Source organism: Pseudomonas sp. YY-1 (assembly GCF_002843095.1).
GTDB classification, from domain to species: Bacteria; Pseudomonadota; Gammaproteobacteria; order Pseudomonadales; family Pseudomonadaceae; genus Aquipseudomonas; species Aquipseudomonas sediminis_A.
Genome location: NZ_PJLX01000044.1, coordinates 1 through 483 on the forward strand (window position 1 = coordinate 1; position 483 = coordinate 483).

1 pseudogene is annotated in these 483 nt (G+C 65.8%); it reads right to left on the reverse strand.

Going from position 1 to position 483, the window contains the following annotated elements:
• Window positions 1-483, reverse strand: a pseudogene (gene dctM, locus CXP40_RS23575) (C4-dicarboxylate TRAP transporter large permease protein DctM); the annotation flags it as partial.

The window sequence follows — 483 nt, forward strand, 5'->3', positions numbered from 1 at the left end:
GGATGGTCAGGTCCTTGTACACGAACAGGGCAACGAAGCCGGCGTATACCGCCGCCACGGCCGCGGCCTCGGTCGGGGTGAACATGCCGGTGTAGATACCGCCGAGGATGATCACCATCAGCAGCAGGCCCCAGAACGCCTCACGCGCAGCACGCAGCCACTCGCGGAAGCTGGCGCGCGGCAGAGCCGGTAGCTTCTTGATGCGCGCGACGATGTAGATCGCGATCATCAGCACCAGGCCGAGCATGATGCCGGGGATCACACCGGCCATGAACAGCTTGCCCACCGACTGCTCGGTGGCAGCGGCGTACACCACCATCACGATCGACGGTGGAATCAGGATGCCCAGGGTACCGGCGTTACACACGATACCGGCGCCGAAGGCCTGCGGGTAACCGGAACGCACCATGCCGGCGATGGCGATGGAGCCTACTGCGGCGACGGTGGCCGGTGAGGAGCCGGACAGCGCAGCGAACAGCATGC